General features: G+C 54.0%; 22 protein-coding genes. 10 read left to right on the plus strand and 12 right to left on the minus strand.

All coding sequences use genetic code 11. The features are described 5' to 3' along the window. Nucleotides 1–93 precede the first annotated feature (93 nt). From VV869_RS17145 to VV869_RS17165, 5 genes are all read right to left on the minus strand, one after another. Nucleotides 94–1755, minus strand: a complete 1662-nt coding sequence (locus VV869_RS17145) for a L,D-transpeptidase family protein (protein WP_337736139.1) — start codon at nt 1753–1755, stop codon at nt 94–96. A gap of 354 nt (nt 1756–2109) precedes the next feature. After that, nucleotides 2110–2763, minus strand: a complete 654-nt coding sequence (gene folE / locus VV869_RS17150) for a GTP cyclohydrolase I FolE (RefSeq protein ID WP_261600067.1) — start codon at nt 2761–2763, stop codon at nt 2110–2112. Nucleotides 2764–2994: 231 nt separating this feature from the next. Further along, nucleotides 2995–3519 (minus strand): DoxX family protein, encoded by a 525-nt coding sequence (locus tag VV869_RS17155; protein WP_337736140.1) that lies wholly within the window; start codon nt 3517–3519, stop codon nt 2995–2997. Continuing rightward, nucleotides 3516–4385 carry an NAD-dependent epimerase/dehydratase family protein gene (locus VV869_RS17160; protein ID WP_337736141.1) on the minus strand — a complete coding sequence of 290 codons (870 nt, stop codon included), beginning with the start codon at nt 4383–4385 and terminating at the stop codon, nt 3516–3518. Before VV869_RS17160 ends, VV869_RS17155 begins: the two co-directional genes overlap by 4 nt. Before the next feature lie 135 nt (nt 4386–4520). Continuing rightward, a complete protein-coding gene (locus tag VV869_RS17165; RefSeq protein WP_337736142.1) occupies nt 4521–5501 on the minus strand; it encodes an AraC family transcriptional regulator in 981 nt (326 codons plus the stop codon). A 288-nt stretch (nt 5502–5789) separates the two neighbouring features. On the opposite strand from VV869_RS17165, the gene moeA reads away from it, so the two are divergent. Beyond that, on the plus strand, nt 5790–7022 hold the full coding sequence (gene moeA / locus VV869_RS17170; protein WP_337736143.1) for a molybdopterin molybdotransferase MoeA: 1233 nt from the start codon (nt 5790–5792) through the stop codon (nt 7020–7022). 46 nt (nt 7023–7068) lie between these two features. Further along, complete coding sequence (moeB, locus tag VV869_RS17175) at nt 7069–7815, plus strand: molybdopterin-synthase adenylyltransferase MoeB (protein ID WP_337736144.1); 747 nt, start codon at nt 7069–7071, stop codon at nt 7813–7815. Nucleotides 7816–7938: 123 nt separating this feature from the next. Here the strand turns inward: moeB and VV869_RS17180 are convergent, their stop codons facing one another. Next, complete coding sequence (locus tag VV869_RS17180; protein WP_337736145.1) at nt 7939–8778, minus strand: CvfB family protein; 840 nt, start codon at nt 8776–8778, stop codon at nt 7939–7941. Nucleotides 8779–9090: 312 nt separating this feature from the next. Here VV869_RS17180 and VV869_RS17185 point away from each other — a divergent pair, with 312 nt between their 5' ends. Both VV869_RS17185 and VV869_RS17190 read left to right on the plus strand, forming a co-directional pair. After that, entirely contained in the window at nt 9091–10434 is a 1344-nt protein-coding gene (locus tag VV869_RS17185) for a hypothetical protein (protein WP_337736146.1), read from the plus strand. 160 nt (nt 10435–10594) lie between these two features. Beyond that, nucleotides 10595–12088 carry a protein adenylyltransferase SelO gene (locus VV869_RS17190; protein WP_337736147.1) on the plus strand — a complete coding sequence of 498 codons (1494 nt, stop codon included), beginning with the start codon at nt 10595–10597 and terminating at the stop codon, nt 12086–12088. A gap of 124 nt (nt 12089–12212) precedes the next feature. Here the strand turns inward: VV869_RS17190 and VV869_RS17195 are convergent, their stop codons facing one another. Next, nucleotides 12213–13004, minus strand: a complete 792-nt coding sequence (locus VV869_RS17195) for a putative PEP-binding protein (protein WP_337736148.1) — start codon at nt 13002–13004, stop codon at nt 12213–12215. A gap of 363 nt (nt 13005–13367) precedes the next feature. Between VV869_RS17195 and VV869_RS17200 the strand changes: the two genes are divergently transcribed. From VV869_RS17200 to VV869_RS17225, 6 genes are all read left to right on the plus strand, one after another. After that, a complete protein-coding gene (locus VV869_RS17200) occupies nt 13368–14423 on the plus strand; it encodes a 3-deoxy-7-phosphoheptulonate synthase (RefSeq protein WP_337736149.1) in 1056 nt (351 codons plus the stop codon). A gap of 340 nt (nt 14424–14763) precedes the next feature. Then, a complete protein-coding gene (locus VV869_RS17205) occupies nt 14764–15246 on the plus strand; it encodes a YajQ family cyclic di-GMP-binding protein (RefSeq protein WP_337736150.1) in 483 nt (160 codons plus the stop codon). Nucleotides 15247–15500: 254 nt separating this feature from the next. Then, on the plus strand, nt 15501–16733 hold the full coding sequence (locus tag VV869_RS17210; protein ID WP_337736151.1) for an HDOD domain-containing protein: 1233 nt from the start codon (nt 15501–15503) through the stop codon (nt 16731–16733). 236 nt (nt 16734–16969) lie between these two features. Further along, the gene (locus VV869_RS17215) at nt 16970–18631 is read left to right on the plus strand and encodes a glycoside hydrolase family 19 protein (protein ID WP_337736152.1); all 1662 of its coding nucleotides are present in this window, start codon (nt 16970–16972) and stop codon (nt 18629–18631) included. A gap of 355 nt (nt 18632–18986) precedes the next feature. Then, the gene (locus VV869_RS17220; protein WP_337736153.1) at nt 18987–19589 is read left to right on the plus strand and encodes a DNA-J related domain-containing protein; all 603 of its coding nucleotides are present in this window, start codon (nt 18987–18989) and stop codon (nt 19587–19589) included. Between the two features lie 157 nt (nt 19590–19746). Beyond that, nucleotides 19747–20598: a pirin family protein gene (locus tag VV869_RS17225; protein WP_337736154.1), complete on the plus strand. Its 852-nt coding sequence runs from the start codon at nt 19747–19749 to the stop codon at nt 20596–20598. 106 nt (nt 20599–20704) lie between these two features. Here VV869_RS17225 and lpxL read toward each other — a convergent pair whose 3' ends face one another. The 5 genes from lpxL to VV869_RS17250 all read right to left on the minus strand — a co-directional run bounded on the left by lpxL (nt 20705) and on the right by VV869_RS17250 (nt 25645). Then, a complete protein-coding gene (gene lpxL, locus VV869_RS17230; RefSeq protein ID WP_337736155.1) occupies nt 20705–21631 on the minus strand; it encodes an LpxL/LpxP family Kdo(2)-lipid IV(A) lauroyl/palmitoleoyl acyltransferase in 927 nt (308 codons plus the stop codon). Nucleotides 21632–21875: 244 nt separating this feature from the next. After that, complete coding sequence (locus VV869_RS17235) at nt 21876–22457, minus strand: NapC/NirT family cytochrome c (RefSeq protein WP_337736156.1); 582 nt, start codon at nt 22455–22457, stop codon at nt 21876–21878. 12 nt (nt 22458–22469) lie between these two features. Continuing rightward, nucleotides 22470–22958, minus strand: a complete 489-nt coding sequence (locus VV869_RS17240; RefSeq protein ID WP_337736157.1) for a nitrate reductase cytochrome c-type subunit — start codon at nt 22956–22958, stop codon at nt 22470–22472. A gap of 10 nt (nt 22959–22968) precedes the next feature. Next, entirely contained in the window at nt 22969–25461 is a 2493-nt protein-coding gene (gene napA, locus VV869_RS17245) for a nitrate reductase catalytic subunit NapA (RefSeq protein ID WP_337736158.1), read from the minus strand. Nucleotides 25462–25507: 46 nt separating this feature from the next. Continuing rightward, the gene (locus VV869_RS17250; RefSeq protein WP_337736164.1) at nt 25508–25645 is read right to left on the minus strand and encodes a periplasmic nitrate reductase, NapE protein; all 138 of its coding nucleotides are present in this window, start codon (nt 25643–25645) and stop codon (nt 25508–25510) included.

Raw genomic sequence — 25645 nt, forward strand, 5'->3', positions numbered from 1 at the left:
ATCCCCGCTCGCTGACACAAAAAATTCATCCCCAAACGCAAAAAGACCCGATCCAGTTTGATCCGGACCGGGCAATTGGTGGCTTGCAATGACTCAGTAACTGAAATCTTTCAGGGTAATATATTGCGGCTCAACTGGTTTGACACCCGGCCGGTCGTAGCCGTAGATATCTTCTCGCATTTGCAATTGCTGATGATCGTCCAGCCAGGCCGTCACATAGGTGAAGTCCACATCGACCCGCTTTGCCAGGCTAATCGTATCCTGCGCTTCGTCACGAACCATCGTCCGATAAGGCGGAATCCCCGGACGCGCCTGGTAATCGAGCAGAAATTCGGCCAGCTCATCGGCTTTTTCGACCCGAACACACCCCGAGCTGAAGCTGCGTTTTTGCTTCTGGAACAAACCACGCGCCGGGGTGTCGTGCAGGAAGACCGAATAGTCATTAGGCATCAGGAACTTCACCCGGCCCAGGGCGTTTCTCGGTCCCGGTCCCTGCTGAAACTCATACGGGAAAGTGTCCGGATCTACCGTACTCCATTCAATTTGTTCCGGCGCAATTTCACTACGATCACGCCAGCTCCGGACAATCCGTATATTCCGCTCGGTCAGATAACTCGGCGAGACTTTCACGCTCGGGATCACGTCTTCCTGCTTAATCGTCGTCGGCACATTCCAGTACGGATTCACCACCATGGTGTTGAGCGAGGAAGAAAAAAGATACGTGGGCCGACTACTGCGCCCGACAATTACTTTCGACTCGAACAGTAACTGGTCATCTCGGGTGACCCGCAGCATATAATCAGGGATATTGACCTCAATACGCGGCCGATCTGTACTTTGCGAACCAAAGCGGCTGCGTTGCAGATTCAGCGCAATCACCCGTGCCACCTCCGTGTAGGGCAGCGTCAGCTGGTGTGCGGTCGACGGGCCGATGATCCCATCATCGACCAACCCATTGCGGCGCTGAAAGGCCTGAATCGCATGATGCATCTCACCACTGTTGGTGATCGTGTCCTGCTCCTCCAGCAACTTATAATCAAGCTGGCTGATATCCCCATACTGCAACAAGACATCCAACAGCTGATGCCCATTCGGGATCACCTGATGTTCCTTAATGAATCCCCGGCGTGAGAATGCCAGTTCATGAGGCGGGAGAGCATGGAACTTTTCGGCCAGCGCGACAGCGCTTGCCAGCTGCTTGACCTGAGGACGCAGCTGATACAGCTCATCGGCCAATTTCAGTGACAGTTGAGACAACGTGGATGCTTCAACCGGTTGAGCCATAAAAGGAAAACTCTGGTGAACAAATAACCGGCTGGGCTTTGCCTCGACTTGTTGAATTGCGGATTTATAGACTAAAAAAGTATCCGTGGCCAGAATATCGAAAGCACGTTGATCCCGCTCGTGTTTCAGCTTCTCCAGCTCAGTGATCCGCAACGTTAACCCGGGAACTAACTCGGCATAAGCCAGGGACTTTAATTGCAGAAATAACTCATCGCGCAACGTCTGATTAATCCAAATCGGATAATAATTATTGGCTGCATACACCTGCTCCAATAAGCCGGGGAAGCAGACCTTCTCTGAGCGATGCGGGCATAAACTTCGCTGACTGACCGGCTGATAGCTTGCCAGCGGCTCCAGGCCTAACCGTGCTTCAGCCTGCACGGTGCCGGAAGAGAGTGCAACGGCTGCTGAAATAGAAGAAATGACTCCGAATTTCAACGCGACATACAAGGTACGGCTAACTTCGAACATTATTAACAATCCTTATTAAGGAAGAAGACTATTAATGCTCTCAATCCATGATGGCTATTATTTTCATATCGCCTGATTAAATATCCTTCATTAACCAAGCGATATTTAATATTTAGTCAACAAAGTAACAATATGACAAATAAATACCAAAAATACTTTTAAACCCCTGTTTTCAAATAACCGAAAATATATACCTCTTCGTCAACCCAGAAATTATTTCATACTTTTTTACTAAACACGGGTCGTTGATTTGGTTTACCCATCGGTATTCACTGGCCGGATGAATTATCGCGTCAGAAAATAAAAAAGGCCGGCTGATATATCAGCCGGCCTTTCAAATTACAAAAAATTCTATTAACGCAATCCGTTCAGAAACTCCGCACGGGTTGCCGGGTTGCGCTTGAAAATACCGCCTAGGGCTGTTGTCGTCGTTGTGCTGGTCGCATCCATCACCCCACGCGCTTTCACGCAGTAATGTGTCGCGTCCATCGTGACGGCAACATCGTCGCTTTCCAGCAACGTTTGCAGAGCCACCAGGATCTGCTGCGTCATGCGCTCCTGCACCTGCGGGCGCTGCGCGAAGAAGCGGACAATCCGGTTAATTTTGGACAAGCCGATAATTTTGCCGCGTGGGATATACGCTACGGTTGCTTTACCGTCGATCGTCACCAGGTGATGCTCACAAGTACTGGTGAGGGTGATATCTTTAACACGAACCATTTCATCACAGTTCATCTTGTTTTCAATGACGGTGATCTTCGGAAAGTTTGCGTAATCCAGACCGGAGAAGATTTCATCCACATACATTTTTGCAATTCGATGCGGCGTTTCCATCAAGCTGTCATCGGTCAAATCCAGCGACAGTAGCCCGAGGATTTCACGCATATGGTATTCAATTTGCTCTTTCTTTTCTTCGCGGCTGACCACCCGGTCGGTCATCGGTGTTTCAAGCCCGCGCGCTTCCAGTGCGTTACGCACTTTTAATGCAGATTCACTTAATGCCGTCATTCTTTCCCCTCCAACTGGCCCAGGCGTAATGCAGTATCAGTGCCTAAATATCAGCAGCCAGCGATAATCAAGCCCGAAGGATACCTGTAATCGCCGCAAAATACACTACGTAATTGCGAAATGGCTATTCCGGGCCCGTGCGGCACCAGCCTGAGCATTTATTTCCCTCCTGTTGATGGGGAGAAGATAGCGGATCGCGCCAGTACAAAGGGGAAATCAGACAAGCCCACATTAATATGAATGTTTTCTCTTTTCTCGTACCGGAATCGGCTTCAGGCAGAAATAATAAGCCCAGGCAATCAAAATACACTGCAGGGGCGCGCGGATCAGTAAGTAGACGGGCCCCCACTGATGGCCGCCTAATCCGACCTGATGCATTGCCGCATAGATGTTGGCAGGGAAAAAGATCACAAACACCCCAATCGCCAGTTGCGCTGTCCGGATCCGAAATCTCGGGATCAATAACCCGGCCGCGATGACCAGCTCCAGGAGTCCCGTGGCATACACCAGTTCAAGTCGCATCGGCAACCAGGGGGGCAGCATCGCAACCATGCCTTGTGTTTCCACCCCGTGACCGATGGCAAAAAAGATAAAAGCCAGGCTTAACCCCCAAAAGGCCTGCTGTTGCCGGACCAAGGCAAGGCTCTGAGCCGACGGCTGAACCGGGTGCTGTCCCTGAGGTTGTCTCCGCCCCAGCAACCCGGCAATCAGCATCGGGCCGGTCAGCAGCAGGAGAATGATGATTGGCGTGATCATGCGAACGCCTCCCGGTCGGTATAAATCCGTTTGGGTATCCAGCCCAGTGTCGCTTCTGCCTTTTGGCTGGAAAAAACCTGCTTTAATCCATATCCCTCGGTCCAGTCCCCATAAATCGCACGCCACTGTTCATCGGCATGGGTCAAAATGGGTCCTGCCGCGAGCGATTGAGCCAGGGTTTCCACACTCACCGCCGGATCGCCGACGCCGATATATTCTTCCCCTGGCGCACCTTTTTCCAGCACCAGCCGATACAATTCAGCCAGATTTTGCCGCTCCACCAGCGACCAGGTCAGTGACAGCGACGTAGGGACCGTCGGCTGCCCGTTGCGTTCCAGCTCCATCAGCATAATGGGCGGAACATATTGCTCTTCGGCGCGAATCACATTGGCCGGAGTGACAATCCGCAGATCGACATTCGGCTGCGCTGCCAGCCATGTCCCGTTGTCATTCATCCATTGAAACGCCTCAATCGACCGGCGCTCAGCTTGTTCGGTGATCACTTGCTCATGGTTGCCGTAAGTCCAGCATCCGTTGGTATAGAGCGCGATTAAAGGAGTTTTCCGCATTTTGGCATGTGAGGCTATGGCCTGCACAAAGCAGCGATCTTCGGCTGCCATGCTTTCCTCAAAGCCGCAGGCGGTGTGGATCACGGCATCAACCTGTTCAAGATACGCCGACCAGATTTCCGGTTCCGCCATGTTGCCGTTCACCGGCAAACACCCAGCGGCGGCCGCCTGCTGCGCACTGGCCGAAGAACGGCACAAGGCAAGGACCCGGTATCCATGGTTCAGCAGCGCTTCGGCCACGGCACTGCCGATATTGCCGGTCGCCCCGGTTAGAAAAACGGTTTTGTTCTGACTCATGCTTCTCTCCCTGACATCGTCTTGTCTCTCACGAGGTTGTCTTTCAACGCAATTATCTCTTAACGAAGTGGTCTCTCAACTTCGTTTTATGCAACTTACGGGCATCATAAAGAAAGGAAAAGACACGGGCAGCCGTTAGCGATTGATCGTCGATAGCAACGGAAGAATCGTCGATTTTTCGGTGCGACTTCCCTGTTCGCCCAACCGGTATTGCTTGGGTGTGGTCTGGTGAAATTGCTTAAAGTTACGGATCAATACATCGCTGGACTGAAAGCCGCAGTATTGCGCAATTTGCTGGACCGAGTCAGAAGTCGTCACTAAACGTTCGGCAGCGATAAAGCAACGCCATTGCCGTAAGAACTGAAGCGGTGTCGTCCCGGCGATCCGTTTAAACCGTTCGGAAAACGATGAGCGCGACAACGCGGCGAGACTCGCCAACTCTTCCACCGTCCAGTCCCGGGCAAAATTATTCTGGATCGCCAGAATCACGGGCGCCAAATGCCGATCGTGCAACGCACGCAGCCAGCTCGGGTTAATGGCCAGAGTATTCAGCCCCCGTAACATCTCGAGAAAAAACAGCTCCAGCAAGTGCTTCATGGCCAGATCATGTCCGGCGTCCCGCTCCAGGTTTTCCTGGTAAATCCAGGTCAGATAATTCTCCAGCCGATCCCCGGGATCAATATCAACCACGATGGTATTCGGCATCCCGCCAATCTTGGGATCCTGCCCCCAATGCTGCACCATGGAAAAGCGGATATTGCCGCACATCAACTGGCACGGTGCGCCATCCCCGCCAAGGTTCATCTGCCGGATCGCTTCCGGCGTCTGATCATCAAACAGCGCGCTGACCGACAGGCAAGGCACACCGGGCTCACTCATAATGCGGTGCGCACAGCCATAGGGCAGCAGGATCAGTTGTCCTGCCCGTAGGTGGATCGGCGCCTGTCCTTCCACTTCCACCACGCAGCGGCCCGAACGCAGGTAACTAAACGCCCCGCAATCGAGCTGGGTTTCGGCCATCCCCCACGGCTCGCGCAGACCGACCTGGGCGAACACTTCCACCTGCGGCGAAAGATGGTGAATAAACTGACTCAAGGGATCTTGAAAGTGCATCATCACAATCCATATCAAACGATGTGATGATTCAACGGCGAAAGCCGGGAAGCGTCAAGCCGGGACCTGGGATCCTCGGCGTCCTGTCACAACTTCTCGCTTTCTCACAGACTTCATGCCGGCTCACACCCTTCACGTGCTATCTCGCGCGATGTCCCACTGACCGCTCTATCACAAAAGAGTTATTCTGCCCGGGTTGCCACAGACAGATTAGTGAACCCTCTGTTTTTTTGTCATAATGGCTTTCACGCCAAATATGTATAAGCCGTTGACGACAAACAGGTACACTTTATGGGATGTTGTGATGTGCCAGGCCTGATGCCTGTAGAAGATGCCCTGACCAAAATCTTGGCAGAGGTCAAACCCTTAACGAAAACCCACACGGTTGCACTGGCCGATGCCATTGGACTGGTGCTGGCTGAAGACATTTGCTCACCAATCAATGTCCCGCCTTTCGCAAACTCAGCCATGGATGGGTATGCCCTACGCTGTGCCGATCTCGAACATACCGACACCCTGACTCAAGTCGGCAAATCCTTTGCCGGGGCACCGTTCGATGGTCGTTGCGACGAAGGCCAGTGTGTACGCATCATGACCGGGGCGGAAATTCCTGCCGGGGCCGACACTGTGGTGATGCAAGAAGAAACCGAAGCCGATGGCGATCAAATCCGCTTCCTGGCCCGACCGAAAGTACAACAGAATATCCGCCCGATTGGCGATGATGTCTGCCAGGGCGATGTGGTCGTCGCCAAAGGACACCGCCTGACAGCCCGCGAAATGCCGCTGCTGGCATCCCTGGGGATCGCCACAGTGCCCGTTTATCAGCGTCCGTGCGTGGCCTTTTTCTCGACCGGGGACGAACTGCGCCCGGTTGGCGAGCCACTTGAAGCCGGTCAAATCTACGACAGTAACCGTTACGGCATTCGTGCCCTGCTGGAGAAATTCGGCTGCGAGGTGATGGATCTTGGGATCATCCCGGATGAACCGGAAAAACTGCGCGCTGCATTCCAGCAGGCAACGCAAGCCGACGTGCTGATCACCTCCGGCGGCGTCAGTGTCGGCGAAGCGGACTACACCAAGACGATCCTGGATGAGCAAGGCGAAATCGGTTTCTGGAAAATTGCGATGAAACCGGGCAAGCCGTTTGCCTTTGGCACCATCGGCAACACCTGGTTCTGCGGTCTGCCGGGCAATCCGGTATCCGCCATGCTGACCCTGTACCAGCTGGTGCAGCCCATGCTGGCAAAACTGGCCGGACACAGCCAGTATCAGTCGCCTCAGCGCCTGAAAGCCAAGGCCACCACCGTCTTTAAAAAGCAGCCGGGTCGGACGGATTTCCAACGCGGGATTTACCAAATTGGTGCGGACGGACAATTTGAAGTCGCCACCACCGGCAATCAGGGCTCCGGCGCTTTCAGCTCCATGCATCTAGCCAACTGCTTTGTGATTTTAGAGCGTGAGCGCGGCCGGGTTGAGCCGGGGGAAACCGTCACCATCGAGCTGTTCAACCAGACGATGTACTGATGAACCCCACCTTCAACTGCCCAGTGAGAATGAACAGGAATAACCCGTGGTAGAACTTAGCGACGCAGAAATGCTGCGTTACAACCGCCAGATCATCCTGCGCCAGTTCGATTTTGACGGTCAGGAAGCCCTGAAGGCGTCATCCATGCTGATCCTCGGTGCGGGCGGCCTCGGCTGCGCGTCAACGCAGTACCTGGCGGCAGCCGGGGTTGGCAAGCTGACCTTAATTGATGACGACACCGTTGAAGTCTCGAACCTGCAACGCCAGGTGCTGCACAGCGATGCGACGGTCGGCCTACTCAAGGTGGAATCGGCCAAACAAGCGCTGCAAACCATCAACCCCAATACTCAGGTCGACACCCTGGCCCGCCGTCTTGACGACAGTGAGCTGCTGCCGCTGATCGCCCAGCACAGCCTGGTGCTCGATTGCAGCGACAATGTCGAGACCCGCAACCAGCTCAACCGCTTGTGCCACCAGAGCCGCACGCCCCTGATCTCAGGCGCGGCAATTCGGATGGAAGGGCAAATCAGTGTCTATACCTATCAGGATGACGAGCCCTGCTATCAGTGCCTCAGCGCCCTGTTCGGACAGCAGGCCCTGAGCTGCGTGGAAGCCGGGATCATGTCGCCGGTGGTTGGGATTGTCGGTGCGGTGCAGGCGATGGAAGCGATTAAAGTGGTTGCCGGTATGGGTCAGCCGCTGAACGGTAAAATCCTGATGCTGGATGCCATGACTATGAGCTGGCGGGAGATGAAGCTGAGCAAGCAACCGAGTTGTCCGGTCTGCGGATGATCAGGTGCAACTGAACATTCTCCCAGCCTCAGGTTCAAAGACAACAAAGCCGGTCAAATGACCGGCTTTGTTTTTTTGTGTGGGGCGCTGGATGGCATCACCCCAAACATCGAAGCGTTCAAGTTAGTTGTCGTTGAGACGGATCCCTTCACGCTCAATGAGGATCAGGCCTTTTTTGTACAGGCCGCCAATCGTTTTCTTGAACGTGGCCTTACTGGTGCGGAACTCTTTGAAAATCGCTTCCGGAGAAGACTTATCGCTCAGCGGGACAAAACCGCCCTTGCGTTCCAGCGTCGTCAGGATCTTATCCGCCAGATCATCCACTTTTGCCCGACCGACTTTTTGCAGAGACAGGTTGATCTTACCATCCGGACGGATTTCCTTGATAAAGGCTTTCAGCTTTTTCCCCGGGAACAGTTTACCGAAAGATTCCGTGCGGAAAAGCAAACCCCAGTGCTGATCTTCGATCACCGCTTTGTAACCCAGATCCGTCACTTCCGCGATTTGCACCTGAACTTCCTGGCCAACCTGATAGCGTGCCGGGGTTTTATCCAGGAAGCGGTTGAACTTGGTTGAACCGACAATCCGGCCGGACGCTTTGTCGGTATAGATGCGAACCATGATGTCCTGACCCACTTCCAGTCGACGGCGCTGCTCACTGAACGGTACCAGCAGATCTTTCTTCAGGCCCCAATCGACGAAAGCCCCGACGCCACAGATCCCCACCACGCGCAGCAATGCAAAATCACCCACCTGCGCCAGCGGACGCTCCGTCGTGGCGATCACGTCATCTTCAGAATCAAAATAAATAAAGACTTCGAGTTCATCGCCCAGCTCAGTGCCGGCCGGGACATCTGATTTCGGCAACAGAATATTGCCAAAGTCTTCACCACCATCAAGGAATACGCCAAAATCTACCTGCTTGACGACCTCTAACGTGTTGTATTGTCCAATTTTAATCATCTGTTCGACACTCTCTGGGTAAATAAAAACGAACCAGGCAACCCGCCTGTCAGGCCGCTGACAACCATTGCAGCCCATCATTATCGGTTGTAGGCGGCGCATTATACGTGATGTTGCTCCACCCCGCCTCGCCTATCGGCACTTATTTGATTGTTTTTCCGGCTAACGAAGCCCCATACTGGGTTATACAATAAGATTAAACGATTAATTTTACGAAAAATCACCCGACCGCTGACATTTCTGTCAAAAGTGAGTGATAATCTGCATCATCTTCTTTTCCATCACAAATTCATGACGAGGTCTTAAAGCATAGTGATCACTGTTGAGAAAAAAGACGGCCATAAAATAAAAATCTCCCACGTCATCCAAGAAACCACCAATCGACAGCTTGATCTCTACCTTTTCGTGCCCGGCGAACTGGGACTCAACCCCAACATTCTCTCCGAAGATGAGTTCTACCACACCGCCCTGATCGGCAAGCGAACCTATTACAGTGATGTGAACCATCTGCCGTTGGTTCACAGCCGGCTCGCCAGCCGAGGTAAACTCTCGACCGAACAATACCGCCTGAGCCTGAGTTTGTATGCCTACCAGTATGCGCTGGCACTGGAAGAAACCGTCCAACAGCTGCTGGATGACAAGGCTGAACGAACCCTGGAGGAAGTCAGCGAAGTCGCCGATTTGGCGTTACGGATCTTAAAGCGATTACGTCGGAATGTGCCCAGCGACAAGAAGCTGCACAAATACTACGAAAACATCGATAACTACCTGTCCTGGTATACCGAGCAACGCTGCCTGGCGCTGATTGCGCACCTCCCGCGCAGCAGTGACTATCCGGAGATTAAGTCGCTGCTGATTGAGATTTGTGAAAATGAAGCCGCGCACCGCCTTGAGCATGACTACAACTCCTCCCGGGCCACCCAGGATCCGACCCGGATGTCGAACAAGATGCGCCTGCTGCGCCGCCTGATTGAATATCCGGTCACCATGAAAGAACAAACCATGGAGCTGGGGCAGAATACCAAGAAAATTGTCACCGGATTTGCGGCCGGATTTGTGATGATATTCGTCACCCTGATGCTGATTAAAGCGCGCGGGGTGCTGGGCGATATTACCGCGTCCTTTATCCTGGTGCTGTCGTTTATCTACGCAGCGCGGGAAGTGTTTAAAGATGACCTGAAAACCATCCTGTGGCGCTGGGTGCGCAAAGGCAAACCCAAATGGCGCAAACAGTTCTTCGATGCCAACTCCAATCGCCTGATCGGCCGTCAGTTAGAGTGGCTGGAGTACACCAGCTATAACGATCTGGCCGAAGAGATTAAAAAGAAGCGCAAACACAAAGTCTCGCAGCGGGAAGAAACCATCCTGCACTACAAGAGCACTACCCGGATGTCGACCACCAAGTTTATGACCGGTTACGAACAGAGCCGCGAGTCGCTGCAACTTGATCTGCGGGTGATTTCGAAAATGATGGAAAAAGGCTCACAGCGGGTGTACCAGCTGAATGACGGTCAAGTGTCCAAAGAGTCGGTGGAAAAACGCCACCTGATCAATTTGATCACCAAGGAAACCGACGAAGACAACACGGTGCGGATCCAGCGCTGGAAGATCATCGTCAACCGTTCCAAGATTGTCGACATCGAGGCCATCGACTAAGCGAATCCCAATTCACCGACCGGAATCGCTATGCTTAATTCAGGGCACCGGTTCGGCCGCGACGCAGAAAGCCCCTACTTTTTATCCCTTGTTTGCGGCCGATAACTTGCTACCCTGACCGGACTTTCTACTCCCTGCTTCACTCGCTAAGGTCAGCTTGATGCGCGCACTTTCAGAACTGGTTTTCCATAACACTTACAGTGAATTACCGAGTGACTTCGGTACCCGGGTCGTCCCCCAGCCACTGAGCGAGCCTTTCCTGGTCAGTGTGAACCCGCAGATCTGCGCTCTGCTGGAACTGGACCCGGCTCAGGCACAAACCGAGTATTTCATAAACCTGTTTACCGGCAACGATGAACTCGCCGGGTTTGACCCGATTGCAATGAAATACACCGGCCATCAGTTCGGCCAGTACAACCCGGCTCTGGGTGACGGACGCGGCTTACTGATGGGCGAAGTGTTGACCAGCGAAGGCAACAAGTGGGATATCCACCTGAAAGGCGCCGGCATGACCCCCTACTCGCGTCAGGGCGACGGACGGGCCGTATTGCGCTCCAGTATTCGGGAATATCTCGCCAGCGCGGCGATGCATGGATTGGGGATCCGAACCACGCATGCCCTGGCCGTTCTCAGCAGTACCACCCCGGTCTACCGAGAGAAAGTCGAGCGCGGCGCAACCCTGATCCGGGTGGCGGAAAGCCATCTGCGTTTCGGCCACTTCGAGTACCTGTTCTATACCGAAAAGCACGGCGACCTGAAGCTGCTGGCGGACTACCTGATCCAACATCATTTTCCGGACCTGCTGACGGATGAAAATCTGCAAGCAAACACACAGCCGGATCGCTATGCTGCCATGTTCCACCGTATTGTCAGCCTGACCGCCGAAATGATTGCCGACTGGCAGGCGGTGGGTTTCGCGCACGGGGTCATGAACACCGACAACATGTCCGTACTGGGCCTGACCTTCGACTATGGTCCCTACGGCTTTCTCGATGACTATCAGCCGGGCTTTATCTGCAACCATTCCGATTACAGTGGCCGCTACGCCTTTAATCAGCAGCCGTCCATCGCCTTGTGGAACCTTTCCGCGCTGGGCTATGCCCTGTCGCCGCTGATTGAGAAAGAGCTGATTGATGAAGCGCTCAACACCTATCAGCCACAATTGCAGCAACACTACAGCATCCGAATGCGCAGTAAACTCGGCCTGCAGGCGCAACAGCCACAGGACTCCCAACTATTCAGCGATATGTTTGCCCTGCTGACCCATCAGGCGGCGGACTATACTTTGTTTTTCCGGACCCTGTCGGAGATCCCCCGGGCAGAACTGGCGCAAAGCGCGCACCGGTTTGAATCTTTCTTCGGATGTACCCAATCCCTGTCTGCCTGGCTGGCGCAGTACGCAGCCCGGCTGAATGAGGAAACCCGAGCCGACAGCCAGCGCCTGGCGGCGATGAAAGCTGCGAATCCGAAATTCATCCTGAGAAACTATCTGGCCCAGCAAGCCATTGACGCTGCGGAGCAGGGAGACTTTACGATGATTGAACAACTCCTGCAGGTGCTGGCAGCCCCGTTTGAAGAGCACCCGGATTACGCACATCTTGCAGATGTGCCGCCGCAATGGGGCAAAGAGCTGGAAATCAGCTGCTCGTCCTAAACCCGAGCCGTTCAAACCGGCGCCGTCTCAGAACCTTCGCCGACTCTAGATACACATGCCCTAATACACATGCCCCGCGAACGGGGCTTTTCTTGATTCAATCGCTTCCGTCGTATCAGTCGCTTCAGTAGGAGATCACCCCGTTAATCCCCTGCTCGATCAACCACTGTTGCAGCTTGGGTGACTGCTCGATGGCGCGGCTGACTACCTCACATGGTTTGCCCGCCGCCACCGCTGCCTGAATCGCATGGTGCAGCAGTTTGAGGATTGCCTCATTCTGATCATCATGCAGGTCATTCAGCGCCGGATGGGCCTGATCCAATCCCAAAGCAAACTGCCCGAGCTGATCGACATCGATCAGCATGCCGTCAAAATACGGCAGAAACTTCTCGGCCAGCAAGGCGTTGGTCGGTAACTCGCACATCAGATGGACATTCAGCCCCTGAACACCACGATACAGCCCCTGCTCTGCCAGCAAATCGATCATCGTGGCCGCTTCGCAGTATGTCCGGACAAAAGGGAGCACCAGCTCGATACGTCTGCCGCCTGCGGTTTGCCGGGCCAACTTCACCGCTTCACATTCCAAATCGAAACTCGGACGATGGGCCGGATCGGCAAAACGGGACGCACCCCGTAACCCGATTAACGGATGAACCTCCGGCGCTTCCAGCTCGCTCCCGAGCAAGCTGCGTCGGCTATGCGAATCCGCACCGCTCAAACGAACCCGTAACGGATGATCGCCGTTGTGCGCCGCGGCCTGCTCCAGAAACTGGGCCAGGGTATGGACAAACCATTCCTCAGGGGTAGCATCACCGGCACGTGCCAGGACGGCCTGCTGGGTCGCTTCCGGCAAGCGCATGGTTTCAGCAATCGCATACGGGTGAATGCCAATCAGCCGATGAATTAAATCGTCCATAGAAACCAGCCCTATCGGCAATGTCAATTGCGTCAGTTGCGCCGGATCGTTCAATAGCTGTGAAAATTGTAAACCTGTCGGTGAATTGCCTGTCATCTCTGCTTCCTGCCTTCCGTTACTGTGCCCTGTACCTTATGTCAATTGTCATCCGTCAACCCTGCTACTTCACCGTCTAAGCTTATACCAACAACGACGCAGCAACGTTCTGACCGATTATATTGGCTCACACAATTTTGCAACTAATTCAAACGGGTATTCAGCAGAAAAAGTTAAGCCATATCACAAGTTTGGTTTATTCCTGCGGTCATTTGGGCTATCTTAACGCGTCGTTATTTTTTGATATACCGAGATAGGCAACAAATTATGCCAATGAAAACAGATGAACTCCGCACGGTGAGCCTTGGCTTAATGCCGACACCGGCAGAAGTTGAAGCCGCTTTCCCGCTGACTGATGATATCGCAGCCCATGTCGCGAACGCCCGCCGCCAGGTTGAGGCGATTCTCTCCGGGCAGGACAGCAGGCTCCTGGTTATCGTTGGCCCTTGCTCGGTGCACGACCCGGAAGCGGCACTGGACTATGCCCGTCGGCTGAAAGCCATTCAGGCGAAATACCAGGATCAGCTGTGTATCGTGATGCGCACCTATTTCGAAAAACCTCGGACCGTGGTGGGCTGGAAAGGACTGGTTTCCGACCCGCATCTGGACGGAAGCCTGGATCTGGTCAGCGGCCTGCACAAGGCCCGCAAACTGCTGGTGGATATCAACCAGATGGGCGTTCCGACCGCGACTGAATTTCTGGATATGATCACCGGCCAGTATATTGCCGACCTGATCACCTGGGGGGCCATCGGTGCCCGCACCACAGAATCGCAAATCCACCGCGAAATGGCTTCTGCGCTCTCCTGCCCGGTCGGCTTCAAAAACGGGACCGACGGCAACATCAAAATTGCCGTCGATGCGATCCGCGCGACCCGCGAGTCCCATGTATTCTGCTCACCGGCCAAAACCGGCGAGATGACCATTTACCGCACCGCCGGCAACCCTTACGGCCATGTCATTCTGCGCGGCGGTAAAATGCCGAACTATCATCAGGAAGACATTGCCTCGGCCTGTGAAATCCTGGCCTCCTTTGATCTGCCAACTCGCTTGGTCGTGGATTTCAGCCACGGAAACTGCCAGAAGCAACACAAGCGCCAGTTAGATGTCGCCGCGGATATTTGCGAGCAGATCCGAAACGGCAGCCAGTTCATCGCCGGTATTATGGCAGAGAGTTTCATTACCGAAGGTAACCAGGCCGTTGATCCGGCGCATCTGGATCAGTTGACCTATGGCCAGTCGATCACCGATCCTTGCATTGGCTGGGAAGATACGGTGACCCTGCTGGATATGCTGGCAAATGCAGTAAAGTCGCAAAAATAAGCTATATATAGAATCAGTTGGGGTGGTCGCGGAGCGTTTCGGTGGCTCCCTCTTCCGCACCCTTGATACCCGCTGGGTTCAGTTGATGGGCTACTTTTTAGAAAGCAGATAGCCAAAAATCCATCCGGCTGGGATTTATACCAATCACAGTCAGTAAGTGATCAGAAATAGCGCAGGAAAAACGTTTGAGAACAAGGCGGAATTTTTCGATAAGTAGTTATTCTACAATCAAAAATTCTAACGCAGTTATCGAGCGTTTTAACAAGCTAGGATGACCAGTTATTGACTACGATTGGTATTATCACCGAAAACAATTTCATCTTTAGACTAGGACAGAGACATGCCCTCTTTTGATATTATTTCTGACGTCGATTTTGTAGAAGTTCGCAACGCCGTCGACAACGCTTCCCGTGAGCTGGAAACTCGTTTTGATTTTCGCGGCGTCGAAGCCAGCTTCAAACTGGAAAAAGAAGTCGTCAAAGTTGTTTCAGAGTCTGACTTTCAGATCGATCAGCTGATGACCATCCTGCGCGGCAACCTCGCCAAGCGCAATGTCGATGCCGATTCCATTGATCAGAAGCCAACAACCCGCTCAGGCAAACTCAACATGTGCGATGTTGCCTTCAAGCAAGGGATCGAAACCGCCACCGCGAAAAAGCTGGTGAAATTGATCAAAGATTCCAAGATCAAAGTTCAGGCTTCCATCCAGGGCGACAAAGTTCGCGTCACCGGCAAAAAACGTGATGACCTGCAAGCCGTGATGGCCTTGGTTCGCCAAGCTGAACTGGAGCAACCATTCCAGTTTGACAACTTCCGCGACTAAATCATTTCGCAGAAGCACAGCACGCTAGACAAGCAACACCCCCAAACAGTCGGCACGCAACGGTTCAATTCCAATCAGCGTCCGACTGTTTGCTGATGAAACCAGCACCAACAACCGGCTTTACTGATACTTAAAACAATTACGACATGATAAACTAAGACCTTTATTACCAATAAGAATATGTAGAAGAGGCCTGTCATGTCCGACTCAGGCTTACAAGACTTGTTGATTTACCATAAGTTAGGGGGTCATTCGTGGTAGAGTCGATTTTTTCTGAGAAGCGCTATACCAAAGAAGCGCAAGCTGCCGCATCAGAAATAAGTCAACAGGTACAACAACGCCATGCCAGATGGATGGTGAGCCAACAGTATTTGGTCAACCAAGATGATGTTGATCATCTTTTAAGCCGGGAAACCGAATTCTGCGAAACCATCATCCTGTACGAAGAAGAGCGGGTCACGAACAATCAGCGCCTGCTACTCAGCTGCGAAACCGATAAAGTGCTTGAGCGACGCGCAGAGAGCGTGGTCCGACAAGAACGCCACAAACGGCTGGTCGAGCTGGTTCAAAAAGCCGCCGGCAAAGTCATGGAAACCCGATTCCAGCAAACGGATATTACCCGTCTGCTCAGTATCCACGAAGGCTTCGGTGATTTCGCATCATTTGCCTACTCCCCGACCCTGAATTTCCAGAAGCTGGGTTCGCTGGCGATCCTGTACCACTCCCTCGGAGTCAATCTCCTGGATTTGGTCAACGAACCGAAGTTCTGCCGACAAATGGGCAAAGCACCACGAAAACTTTCAGATCCGAAAACAGCTATTGGCTTTCTGGGCATCGACAACTGCCGGATGCTGTATCCGATCCTGATGGCCAAACCCCTGCTGAAATGGGCTGACAAGAACACCAAGCTGATGGCGCCAAAAATGTGGCAACATGCCATCATGCTGGCGAATGCAACCCGTATGCGATTGAGCGACGTGAACTACCGGGAGCCGGACGAAGGCATCTTCCTCGGGATTGTCCGTAGCATTGGTCAGTTTACGATTTGTAACCATTTCACCAACTGCTTCGATATCGCCCTGGAGAGGGTCATGATGGAGCTGCGGGAGCAAGAACGCCGGGAAGATTACTTTGCCTGTGCCGAGATTACCCATTCGATGGAGTTCCTGCCCGAAGTGCTCGCGAAGTGGGAAAAGAAACTGACCCAAAAAATTGTCGACTATATTGAGTGGACCCCACGCACCCTGCACCTCAAGAATGCGCTGGAAGAAGACATCAATGACGTGCCGATTTACGAGCGAAGCCTGCACGGTGCTGCGCTGGGCCAGGGCCGGGTCTTTACCATTTACGACATGATGAGTAAAAGCAAAGCCTTTAGCCATGAGCAGGCGCCGTACTGGTTTGCCAACATGCAGATGGACGGCAAAATTCTTCAATCCATCAGTCGCCGTAACCCGGGAAAATTTACCCTGTCGATCACCGGATAACTCCGTCCTCCACGACGCATGCCAGTCTTGCAAGTCGCCCGACCTGCAAGACTGGCAAACTACTTCGGTTTCCGGCCGATATCACACCCCATGCGATAGCCGACATCCACATCAGAAGATGATGTTGAATTGACTCGCAAACTCATTGTTTCATGCCGCCACCTGACCAATCTCTTTCTATCGTTGATCCCTGAAAGCATCACAGCTTCAGTCACTCCAATAACGATGGTGAAACAATGAAAAAAATAACACATCACAAACGCGGCAAAGCCCTTCGCATACGCAGTATGGCCCTGCTTAGCGGGATCATCTCCGGCACGCTGTTCCTGTCAACGGGCGCTTTAGCTGCCTACCCCAACTACAACCCGGACGCCGTCTATCAGAGCGGAGATCAGGTCCTCTACCAGGGGCACCTCTATGAAGCCCGGCAATCGGTGCAAAACATTGTCCCGGCACCCGACGCTGAGAGCGACAGCTGGCAATGGCTGGGCGAGCGAAGCGAACAGCCAGAGGTGCAGGCGGCACTGGCCACCAGCTATCCGGCCTATCAAGTGAGTCATATTTATGTCAACGGCGATCGGGTGTCCTACAACGGTCAGGTTTATGAAGCCAAATGGTGGACCCAGGGCGAAGCGCCGGATGCGCCCAACAGCACCGGGGTCTGGCAACACATTGCTGCCAATCCAGGTCCGGGGCCGGGTCCAGGACCTGATCCGGATCCCGGCACGCCTGAAAACGGCATTATCGGCCAGAACCCCGATGGCAGCTATATCATGAGCAAAGCTTTTCTGGATGCCCGGGAAGCGGCACTCACCAGCTCGCCGCAATTTGACGCGGTACGGGCCTCCATCAGAACCCGGGACAACACCATTGTAGATGCGATTGTCCCGGGCGCAGCCAGCAACCCGGACAACGTGAAGCGGGTTGAATCCCTCGTCAGTGAGCAGCAGTGGGATCATCGGTTTCCGGAGCGAAACGCCGCCTACACGTACACCAACTTCCTGAAAGCAGTCGGCAAGTTTGAAGGATTCTGCGCCACCTATACCGACCACAGAGCCGCGAATTCAGATGCAATCTGTGCCAAATCTCTGGCCGTCATGTTCGCGCACTTTACCCAGGAAACCGGAGCTCACAACCCGCACTCACCGAATGAAGAGTGGCGACAGGGGCTCTATTTTGTCCGCGAAGCCGGCTGTTCGGACGATGTTGGCTCCTGTGGCTACAACAGCGAATGTGCCGCCACCAACTGGCAAACCGAACAGTGGCCCTGCGGGACCACACCAGACGGCCATTATGTGAAGTACTTTGGTCGCGGTGCCAAACAGCTGTCATATCACTACAATTACGGGCCGTTTTCAGACTTTATCTTCAATGACGTCCGTGTGCTGCTGAACAACCCGGATCAAGTCGCCAACACCTGGTTGAACCTGGCTTCCGCGGTGTTCTTCTTTGTCTACCCGCAGCCGCCGAAACCCTCAATGCTGCATGTGATCGACGGCACCTGGCAACCCACTGCGACCGATATTACCGAGAAGCGCACGTCGGGCTTCGGCGTGACGACGATGATCATTAACGGCGGCATCGAATGTACCCTGGAAACTGAAAAGCCACAGTCCGTCAACCGCATCAAATACTATCGCGGCCACGCGGCGGCACTGGGCGTTCCGATCCCGGCAGATGAACAGCTTGGCTGTGCCGGCATGAAACCGTTCAAGAAAACCAGTGACAACAGCTTTGGTTTGTATTGGGAAAATGACTGGGGCTACTACAAAGACAATCCGGGCGGTGCCAGCTTCGCCTGCCGAATCGAGTCGGGCTACCAGACTGCCCACACCACGCTCAAGCAAGGGGATTACGCCAAGTGCGTACAGAAATACTACGGCGTGACAATTGAATAAACCAACTTAGTCACAGGGTCACTTCTATATCAATGGCCGGTAAACCTATAGCAAAGTTTGCGTGGTTCACGCCGGCCACTATTTGAACTAAATTGCAACACTAACCGAGTTCACTGCTTACTCATCCCCGGTGCTTCCCCTCTTTTGACCGGGACGATGTCCCCGAGAGTTGACAGTACCCCGCTCTCTTCTGTTAGGCTTTCATCAACGCACGACGCAGAATATCTTCGCGCAGACGCCTCTACACAGACGCCTCTACACAGACGCCTCTACACAGACGCCTCTACACAGACGCCTCCACACAGACGCCTTTACGCAGACGCTTATACGCACAGCCCCTTACGCAGGAAGCCTTATGGATCTCAATGCTGAACCGGAATACGACAACCCGCTGATCTGGCCGATCCTTACCCTGCTGAATACGGAGCCTTCCGGCTGGAAAATCCACACGCTGTCCGATGCCCTCAAGCAACAGGGGCTTCTGAACCCACTCGATGACAATCCTGAGCAGGATCTGTTCAAACGTAATTTCCTGCTGATGAATGCCTTGTACCAGTTGCAAGCACTGCTACTGCCATCGCAATGGTTGCAGGTTCAGGCGATGGATATTCAGCTGCTGGAGCATCCAGAGCCCGGCCACGCGCTTGATCCACATGATCCCCTGCGGCGTTACTATCTCGACTGGCACAACTACCACACCGATGCCTCAGCGGTAAAACGGCTGCTGTCCTCCTTCTGGAACCGCTACCAGCGCTATATCGGCCATGCGACGCCAATCCCAGACACTACACGAGTCCAGGATTTGACCCGGCTCGACCTGCCGGAAGATGCCACCCAACAACAAATCCGCCGCCAATGGCGCAAACTGGCCCTGCGCTGGCATCCGGACCGGCCCAACGGCGATGCCGACACCTTCCGCCAAATCTGCGAAGCCTGGCAGCGCCTGCAATCGTCCTGAACCAGCACCGCTGGCTTGTCACGCGCGATGAACCAGCGTGATTTCCCTGACCTAAACTGGACTTGTTCAAATTTTTCTAACAACCTGTTCATCCCAGCGCGCTGTTCCGCCTGCACTTGCCCGCCTACACTATCAGCAATGAAACATCGGAGGACTTATGGCTATCAGACGTATCAAACAGATCATTGCTTCCCATCCTTCAGTAGATGGTGATGGCGTTAAAATACAGCGGGTCCACGGCTTTAACGATGCCCGGCTTTCTCCTTTCCTGATGATTGATGAATTGAAATCGGACCATCCGGACGATTACATCGGCGGTTTTCCACCGCACCCGCACCGGGGGATCGAAACCCTGACCTATATGCTCAGCGGTCACTTCCAGCACCGGGATCATATGGGGAATACCGGGGAATTACGGGACGGTGGCGCCCAGTGGATGTCTGCCGGGCGCGGGGTGATCCACAGCGAAATGCCGATCATGACCGAGGGCAAGCTGCACGGATTCCAAATCTGGATCAACCTGCCGGCAGCGAAGAAAATGCAGCCGGCGCAGTATCACGATTTTCAATCCGACGTGATCACCGAAAAAGTGCTTGCCGACAACAGCCTGATCCGGGTGATCGCCGGTGATCTGACGATTAAGGGCGAGACCCTGATCGGTCCGTTGCAGCAAACCGGGGTACCGACCACCATTGCCAACTGGCAGGCCGGAAAAGGCGCGCACTTTACCAGTTGCCTGAATCCAGATTTCCAGGCATTGCTCTATGTCTACCAAGGAGAAATCGACATTGATGGAAGCACGGCCAAAGCGGGTGAGCTGGTGATCCTCGACCATGGCGAAGGGCTGGCGATTGATGCGATCGGCGAGCAAACCGGGCTGTTACTGCTTTCCGGAATGCCGATCCACGAACCGGTCGTACATTACGGTCCGTTTGTGATGAACAGCATGGATGAGATCGAACAGGCCATCTCGGATTATCAGCATGGGCAGCTGGTCGCGCCGGAATAAAACCTCCCCCGCTGCCATGTCTGACGTTTACAGAAACAACAAGGGCAGAGATTTCTCTCTGCCCTTATTCACTTCAAGTCCAGCGGCACTTGCCGTGTATCTCAAATTAATACAATGACGGCTCGCCTTCCGGCCGGGTTTTAAACCGGCGATGCAACCACATGTATTGCTCCGGCGCTTCCATAATCGAGCGCTCAATCGCCTTGTTGACGTACGCCGCGGCGGCATCCGGATCGTTATGCGGGAATGCATCCAACGGTGGAAAAACTTTCACTGTGTACTGGCCGGAGTCGGTATCCCTGACCATGGCGAATGGCACCAAAGCGCAACCAGAGGCATCGGCCAACAGACTAGTGCCCGTGGTGGTACAGGCTTTCTCGACCGCAAACAACGGGGCAAACGTCGAGCGTCGGCGACCATAGTCATGATCCGGCGCGTACCAGACCCATTCGCCGTTTCTCAGGGCATGCAACATGCCCTTCACATCTTTGCGATCGATAAGGTATTTGTTCGAGCGCACCCGGCCCTTAAACTGAAAATAATCAAAACAAGGATTGTTATTCGGACGGTAGACACCCACGCCCGGCGCCTTCAAACCAAAAGCCCGGCCCCCAAGCTCCAGATTCAGTGAGTGAACGGCGATCATCAACGCGCCTTTGCCCTGTTTTTCCAATGCTTCCAGGTGCTCGAAGCCTTCATAGCGGACATGGCGCTTCACCCGAATATCGGGCCAGAACCAGGCCATCCCGGTTTCAAACATCGCGAGACCAGTATTGTCGACATTCTTGCGCGCAATGGCATCCCGCTCTTCCTTCGGCATGTCCGGAAAACACAGCTCCAGGTTTCGGGCAATGGTTTTCCCGCGTTTTTTAATCAACTTTATCGCCAGACGGCCCAGCCCTTGTCCGAGGCGGAACTGAATAAAGTACGGCAACCAGCTGATCAGGTACATCACACCAACCAGAAGCAGCGTCAACCAATAACGCGGATGGAGAAACGCTATCTTAAACGTTGGTGTTGCAAACTTACTCATATCAGAAATTCAAATCCCATGGTTATTATTGTGGCTTCGTCATGGTATCGACAGGAAGGCGATGTTTGTATCGAACATCGTATTCTATTGACAGAGACGAATTTCTGCAAGAAAGGGTTCGCCGGAATGGCAGGCTGTTCAGTTCAACGCAAGCTGCTCGTACGAAAAGCAGGCGATGAACGCCGGGTGATGACGCCAATCCGCGACAATCGAGAAGAAGCCCTTCATCGTCAAGGGCTGGTGATTAAAAACCTTCAACGCCATGCATCTCCGGCAACCGGTGGGCGATCCCTTTATGGCAATCAATACAGGTTTTACTGCCGTCGGCCAACGCCGTTGAATGTTGGTTAGAAGCGCGCAGTGACTGGCGGGTGAAGTCCATATACACAAATTCATGGCAGTTCCGGCACTCCAGGGAGTCATTTTTTTTCATCCGGGCCCACTCACGCTCCGCCATTTCCCGTCGCCGGGCATTGAACTTATCCAGTGTCGAAATCGCGCCGGTGACCCAGGCATACACTTCTTTGGACGCCTGCATCTTGCGCGCCATTTTATCGGTCCAGTCATGGGGCACGTGGCAGTCTGAACAAATCGCCCGCACCCCGGTCCGGTTGGTAAAGTGGATCGTGCCTTGGATTTCCTGATACACGTTATCGCGGTGGCAACTCACACAAAAAGGTTCGGTATTGGTCAGCTCCATCCCGGTATTAAAGGCGCCCCAGAAAATGATCCCGGCAATAAACCCGCCCAAGGTCAAAAAGCCCAGACTGAAGTACTTGGACGGTGATGTGACCAGCGCCCACCATCTTTTGATCCAATTCCACATCACGACGCCTCCTCACTCTTCTTGATCAATCAAGGTATCAAGATCGGTGAATTGAGAAGCCACCAGCGGCTTGGCATCAGTTTGCACCACATGGCACTGCTGACAAAAATACCGGCGGGGCGACAGCTCGGCCAGAAAGTTCCCGTCCCGATCCATATAGTGCGTCACACTGATCATCCGGGCCTGAGTTTCTTCGACCCGGCTGCGGGCATGGCAGGCCATGCATTTGTTGACCTTCAAGTCGACCTGGTAATTGTCGATCTTGTGGGGGATCAAGGGAGGCTGCATCGGATAATTGCGCCCCGGGATCACATCCGTATTCAGGGGCTGGCTCATCCGCGGTGGTTCAGGCTCGGTATTCAAGTCAAACTGACGCAGCGTGGCCAGATCCCGATCCGTCACTGCCGTTGCCCCCGGACAGACAAATACCAAGGCCAGCGCTGTGAGAATCGTCCGATCAACCGCGGTTGAACGGCGAAGTATTGAGAACAATCGCTTCATCACGCATCTCCTACACTTTCTCCAACTTGACCGCGCATTTTTTAAAGTCGGTTTGCTTCGACAGCGGATCGGTCGCATCCAGGGTCACTTTGTTGATCAATTGACTGGCATCGAACCAGGGCACAAACACCAGCCCTCGCGGTGGCTTGTTTCGTCCCCGGGTTTCGACCCGCGTGACGATTTCGCCCCGGCGGGAAATCACCCGCACCGCATCCCCGCGCCGGAGCCCGCGCGCCCGCGCTTCTTCAGGATGCAGGAATACCTGCGCATCAGGATAAGCCTGATATAACTCCGGCACCCGCTGCGTCATCGAGCCCGAGTGCCAGTGCTCAAGCACCCGCCCCGTCACCAGCCACAAGTCATACTCTTCATCCGGACTTTCCGCCGGTGGCTCATATGGCAGGGCAAAAATCACGGCTTTACCATCCGGTTTGCCGTAAAACTCAAACCCGGTCCCCGGTTTCACATACGGATCCGAGCCCTCCCGATACCGCCACAGGGTTTCCTGGCCATCGACCACCGGCCAGCGTAAGCCCCGGGTCTGGTGATACATTTCAAACGGTGCCAGATCGTGACCATGACCCCGGCCAAATTCGGCATACTCTTCAAACAGCCCTTTCTGGACGTAGAAACCGTAATCAGCCACTTCGTCATTGAGCATGCCTTCTTCGAGCTCCGATGAAGGGAACTGATTCACTTTGCCGTTCAGATACAGCACATCAAACAGGGTTTTGTCCCGGTAGTCCGGATTGGCTTTGAGGATCTCTTCCGGCCAAACTTCATCGGTTTTAAAGCGTTTGGAGAACTCCATCAGCTGCCACAGATCTGATTTGGCTTCGCCCGGCGCTTTGACCATCTGATGCCAGAGCTGAGTCCGGCGCTCCGCATTCCCGTATGCGCCTTCTTTCTCAACCCACATTGCTGACGGCAGAATCAAATCAGCTGCCTGTGCCGTCACCGTCGGATAGGCATCAGATACCACGATAAAGTTATCGGGATTACGGTAACCCGGCAGGGTTTCTTCGTTCATATTCGCCCCTGCCTGAAGGTTATTGTTCACCTGAATCCAGTAAACATTGATGTCCCCATCACGCAGCATCCGACTTTGGAGCACGGCATGAGCGCCGACTTTTTCAGGAATGATCCCGGACGGCAGCTTCCAGATTTTTTCCGCGGTCTGGCGATGCTCGGGATTGGTCACCACTAAATCAGCCGGTAACCGGTGGGCAAACGTGCCGACTTCCCGGGCGGTTCCGCATGCTGACGGCTGCCCGGTCAGGGAGAACGGGCTGTTGCCCGGCGTGGATATTTTCCCGGTCAGCAAATGAATGTTGTAAATCAGATTGTTACACCACACGCCGCGGGTATGCTGATTGAACCCCATGGTCCAGAATGAAACGACTTTGGTCTGTGGATTGGCGTACAACTCAGCCAGCTCGGTGAGCCGCTCGGGCGACACACCGGTCATTTCCGCGGTTTTCTCCAGAGTGTAATCGGCGACAAACGCTTTAAATTCTTCGAACGTCATCGGCTCCGATGCACCGCTGTCTGGGTTTTTCGCCTGTTGCTGAAGCGGATGCTCCGGCCGCAGGCCATAGCCGATATCAGTCGCCCCGCGACGAAAGTTGACATGCTTACCAACAAAATCCTGATTTACTTTGTCATTGGTGATGATGTAGTTGGCGATAAAATTCAGGATCGCCAGATCCGTCTGGGGATGGAACACCACCGGCACATCCGCCAGTTCGAAACTGCGATGTTCAAACGTCGACAGCACCGCCACTTTCACGGCCGGATTTGATAACCGGCGATCGGTCACCCGGGTCCAGAGAATGGGGTGCATTTCCGCCATATTGGAGCCCCACAACACAAACGCATCCGCCGCTTCAATATCGTCATAACACCCCATCGGTTCATCGATACCAAAGGTGCGGATAAAACCGACAACCGCGGAGGCCATGCAATGGCGGGCATTGGGCTCGATGTTGTTGGAGCGAAAGCCGCCTTTCATCAGCTTGGAGGCCGCGTACCCTTCATAGACCGTCCACTGGCCGGAGCCGAACATCCCGATGGCTTCGGGGCCTTTAGCTTTGAGCGTAGCTTTCCACTTCTCCGCCATCAGGTCAAACGCCTGATCCCAGGACACCGGGGCAAACTCGCCCTGTTTGTCGAACTTACCGTCTTTCATGCGAAGGAGTGGCTGGGTAAGGCGGTCAGCGCCATACATGATCTTGGAAAGAAAATACCCTTTGACACAGTTCAGGCCGCGGTTCACCGGCGACTTGATATCCCCATGCGTCGCAACCACATGGTTATCTTTGATCCCGACATTCACCGAGCAACCCGTACCGCAAAACCGGCAGGGTGCCTTTTGCCACTTAAGGCGCGTCATCGACGCGTCCGTGACCACATTGCTGGCGCTGATCGGAAGCGTGATCCCGGCAGCGGCGGCCGCAGCGGCTGCCGCCTGCGCCTTGATAAACTTACGGCGAGAACATTTCATCTTGACCTCTCTACCTGCGCGTCCCGGCAGATCTCAAGGTGGCCGGCTAGCCAGTCAATACCTGGAGAAACCACACCAGAAAGCCGTATCCCCCCACGACCGCGACTGCCAGAATGGGAAACAGGATCACGGTAATAAACAGGAAAGCTCTGAGCTCAGCGCGACGTCGGGTGTTGTCTGCCAT

The organism is Photobacterium sp. MCCC 1A19761 (genome assembly GCF_037389125.1).
Classification (GTDB): Bacteria; Pseudomonadota; Gammaproteobacteria; order Enterobacterales; family Vibrionaceae; genus Photobacterium.

Bases quoted from the DNA above. Each gene is read 5' to 3' on its own strand.
- VV869_RS17145 (WP_337736139.1), bottom strand. From the start codon at position 1,755: ATGTTCGAAGTTAGCCGTACCTTGTATGTCGCGTTGAAATTCGGAGTC.
- folE (WP_261600067.1), bottom strand. From the start codon at position 2,763: ATGACGGCATTAAGTGAATCTGCATTAAAAGTGCGTAACGCACTGGAA.
- VV869_RS17155 (WP_337736140.1), bottom strand. From the start codon at position 3,519: ATGATCACGCCAATCATCATTCTCCTGCTGCTGACCGGCCCGATGCTG.
- VV869_RS17160 (WP_337736141.1), bottom strand. From the start codon at position 4,385: ATGAGTCAGAACAAAACCGTTTTTCTAACCGGGGCGACCGGCAATATC.
- VV869_RS17165 (WP_337736142.1), bottom strand. From the start codon at position 5,501: ATGATGCACTTTCAAGATCCCTTGAGTCAGTTTATTCACCATCTTTCG.
- moeA (WP_337736143.1), top strand. From the start codon at position 5,790: ATGGGATGTTGTGATGTGCCAGGCCTGATGCCTGTAGAAGATGCCCTG.
- VV869_RS17180 (WP_337736145.1), bottom strand. From the start codon at position 8,778: ATGATTAAAATTGGACAATACAACACGTTAGAGGTCGTCAAGCAGGTA.
- VV869_RS17190 (WP_337736147.1), top strand. From the start codon at position 10,595: ATGCGCGCACTTTCAGAACTGGTTTTCCATAACACTTACAGTGAATTA.
- VV869_RS17195 (WP_337736148.1), bottom strand. From the start codon at position 13,004: ATGGACGATTTAATTCATCGGCTGATTGGCATTCACCCGTATGCGATT.
- VV869_RS17200 (WP_337736149.1), top strand. From the start codon at position 13,368: ATGCCAATGAAAACAGATGAACTCCGCACGGTGAGCCTTGGCTTAATG.
- VV869_RS17205 (WP_337736150.1), top strand. From the start codon at position 14,764: ATGCCCTCTTTTGATATTATTTCTGACGTCGATTTTGTAGAAGTTCGC.
- VV869_RS17215 (WP_337736152.1), top strand. From the start codon at position 16,970: ATGAAAAAAATAACACATCACAAACGCGGCAAAGCCCTTCGCATACGC.
- VV869_RS17220 (WP_337736153.1), top strand. From the start codon at position 18,987: ATGGATCTCAATGCTGAACCGGAATACGACAACCCGCTGATCTGGCCG.
- VV869_RS17225 (WP_337736154.1), top strand. From the start codon at position 19,747: ATGGCTATCAGACGTATCAAACAGATCATTGCTTCCCATCCTTCAGTA.
- lpxL (WP_337736155.1), bottom strand. From the start codon at position 21,631: ATGAGTAAGTTTGCAACACCAACGTTTAAGATAGCGTTTCTCCATCCG.
- VV869_RS17235 (WP_337736156.1), bottom strand. From the start codon at position 22,457: ATGTGGAATTGGATCAAAAGATGGTGGGCGCTGGTCACATCACCGTCC.
- VV869_RS17240 (WP_337736157.1), bottom strand. From the start codon at position 22,958: ATGAAGCGATTGTTCTCAATACTTCGCCGTTCAACCGCGGTTGATCGG.
- napA (WP_337736158.1), bottom strand. From the start codon at position 25,461: ATGAAATGTTCTCGCCGTAAGTTTATCAAGGCGCAGGCGGCAGCCGCT.
- VV869_RS17250 (WP_337736164.1), bottom strand. From the start codon at position 25,645: ATGGCAGACAACACCCGACGTCGCGCTGAGCTCAGAGCTTTCCTGTTT.